Consider the following 2,331-nt stretch of genomic DNA (forward strand, 5'->3'; position numbering starts at 1 on the left):
GCGCAGGCGCCCGGCGATGCCGCGCGGCAGGTCGACGAGATCGAGCAGCGCGCCGACATCGGCCTCGTCGCCGCGGCCGGCGATGCGCAGCCCGATCGCGATGTTCTCGGCGATCGTCATGTGCGGGAACAGGCCGATATTCTGGAAGACATAACCGACCCGGCGGCGCAGCGCGGGCGCGGGGCCGTGCGTGACGTCGGTGCCGTCGAGCAGGACGCGGCCGTCGCTGGGCTCGACGAGGCGGTTGATCGTCTTGAGGAGGGTCGACTTGCCCGATCCAGACGTGCCGACGAGCGCGACGAAGCTGCCTCCCGCGATCTCGAGCGAGACCGCATCGACCGCGATCGTCGCGCCGTAAGCCCTGGTGACGCGTTCGAAAGCGAGCGCTGGAGATTGATCTGGCATCTGGGCGCAGGATGCGGGAAACATACCGCAAAATCAAACGGAGAGGATCGGCCATGAGCCAGCAGAGCATATTCATCACCGGCGGCGGTTCGGGGATCGGCCGCGCGACCGCTTTGCTGTTCGCGCGCAAGGGCTGGCGGATCGGGCTGGCCGACGTCAGCGCCGCGGGGCTGGCGGAGACCGCGGCGCTGCTGCCCGAGGGGGCGTCGACCTATGTGATGGACGTGCGCGACCGCGACGCGTGGGTGGCGTCGCTCGATGCGTTCACGGCCGTGACGGGTGGGCGGCTCGACGTGCTGTTCAACAATGCCGGGATCGGCTCGGGCGGACCGCTCGCGACGACCGACTTCGCCGAGATCGACCGGGTGGTCGGCGTCAACCTGGTCGGCGTGCTGAACGGCGCGAAGATCGGTCATGGCTATCTGAAGCGGACGCCGGGATCGTGCCTGCTCAACACCGCATCGGCGTCGGCGATCTATGGCTCGTCGGGGCTGGCGCCCTATTCGGCGACCAAGTTCGGGGTGCGCGCGATCACCGAGGCGCTCGACGGCGAATGGGCGGGCGACGGGATCAAGGTGCGCGCGATCGTGCCGAGCTTCATCGACACGCCGCTGTTGAACACGACCGCGGGGGGATCGAACCGGTCGATCCGCGAGACGGTGACGGGCGCGGGGCTCGAGCTGACCGGGGTCGAGGCGGTCGCCGACGCGGCCTGGGCGGCGGTGCACGGCAATGCGGTCCACACCTATGTCGGCAAGACCGCGCACCGCATGGCGTTCGCCGCGCGCTGGATGCCGGGGTCGCTGCGCAAGCGGATGCGGCGGAGTGTGAAGCGCTAGGGGGGCGTCCCGTCATCCCGGGCTTGATCCGGGACCAGAGTCACGGGCGTTGCCGTTTGGGGCTCTGGATCCTGACTTTCGTCAGGATGACGGGGTGGGGGCGTCAGGATGACGGGAGGAGCGTCAGGAGTCGCCGACAATGGCGTCGATGGCTTCGGCCATTTCGATGTCGCGGGGGGAGAGGCCGCCGGCGTCGTGGGTGGTCAGCAGGATCTCGACGCGGTTCCAGACATTCTTCCATTCGGGATGATGGTTGGCGCGTTCGGCGATCAGCGCGACCTGGGTCATGAACCCGAACGCCTCGACGAAATCGGCGAACACGATCGTCCGCGTGATCGCGTCGCGGCCATCGTCATAATCCCACTCGTCGAGTCCATCGAGCGCCTCGGCCCGCTCGGTCTCGTTCAGTGCCTCGATCATTCGCGTACCCTTGCAGCTATGGATCGCCAACGCGTATGGCTGGAGCCATGAGCGGGCAAGCGACAATCCATGGTGATACGCAGGGGCTCGCGCCCGATGCGGCTGCGATCGAGGCGATCGGGCGCGCGACGATCGCGCGGCTGCCCGCCGAATTCCGCGTGCATCTGGGCGACGTGGTGTTCGTGGTCGAGGAGTTCGCCGACGAGGAGACGCTGGCAGAGCTCGGCATCGAGCATCCGCTCGACCTGTCGGGGGTGTATCAGGGGCGGCCGCTGGGCGAGAAATCGTCGATGGATAGTGGCGCGATGCCCGACCGTATCACCTTGTACCGGCGTGCGATCCTCGAGGAATGGATCGAGACCGGGGTGCGGCTCGACGATCTGGTCGCGCATGTCACGATCCACGAGATCGGGCATCATTTCGGGCTGAGCGACGACGACATGCATGCGCTGGAAGACGCCGCGGCGTGAGCCTGGCGTTTCGCCGTGTCGCCTGCGACCGCGGCGGACGGCGGCTGTTCGACGACGTGTCGTTCGCGCTGGCGGCGGGTGAGGCGGCGGTCGTCGCGGGGCCGAACGGTGTCGGCAAATCGAGTCTGATCCGGATCGCCGCGGGGCTGTTGCCGCCCGCCGAGGGTGCGGTGACCGCGACCGGGCGCATCGCGCTG

The 2,331-nt window shown here is 68.4% G+C and carries 5 protein-coding genes; 3 read left to right on the forward strand and 2 right to left on the reverse strand.

Annotated elements, in window-relative coordinates; genetic code table 11:
- Positions 1 to 405, reverse strand: a 405-nt coding sequence (locus NI18_RS19225; RefSeq protein WP_037532427.1) for an ATP-binding cassette domain-containing protein, incomplete at its 3' end; no start/stop codon positions are given.
- 53 nt (positions 406 to 458) lie between these two features.
- On the opposite strand from NI18_RS19225, the gene NI18_RS19230 reads away from it, so the two are divergent.
- The gene (locus NI18_RS19230; RefSeq protein WP_031440926.1) at positions 459 to 1,244 is read left to right on the forward strand and encodes an SDR family oxidoreductase; all 786 of its coding nucleotides are present in this window, start codon (positions 459 to 461) and stop codon (positions 1,242 to 1,244) included.
- 123 nt (positions 1,245 to 1,367) lie between these two features.
- On the opposite strand, the gene NI18_RS19235 is transcribed toward NI18_RS19230, so the two are convergent.
- A complete protein-coding gene (locus tag NI18_RS19235; protein WP_031394518.1) occupies positions 1,368 to 1,664 on the reverse strand; it encodes a 4a-hydroxytetrahydrobiopterin dehydratase in 297 nt (98 codons plus the stop codon).
- 35 nt (positions 1,665 to 1,699) lie between these two features.
- On the opposite strand from NI18_RS19235, the gene NI18_RS19240 reads away from it, so the two are divergent.
- Together NI18_RS19240 and NI18_RS25950 are read left to right on the forward strand one after the other, a co-directional pair.
- Positions 1,700 to 2,134 (forward strand): metallopeptidase family protein, encoded by a 435-nt coding sequence (locus tag NI18_RS19240; RefSeq protein ID WP_037532430.1) that lies wholly within the window; start codon positions 1,700 to 1,702, stop codon positions 2,132 to 2,134.
- Positions 2,131 to 2,331 (forward strand): ATP-binding cassette domain-containing protein (locus NI18_RS25950; RefSeq protein ID WP_037532433.1); only part of this gene is annotated, 201 nt, incomplete at its 3' end. The genes NI18_RS19240 and NI18_RS25950, both read left to right, overlap by 4 nt.

The organism is Sphingomonas sp. Ant20, from assembly GCF_000783375.1.
GTDB lineage: Bacteria > Pseudomonadota > Alphaproteobacteria > Sphingomonadales > Sphingomonadaceae > Sphingomonas > Sphingomonas aerolata.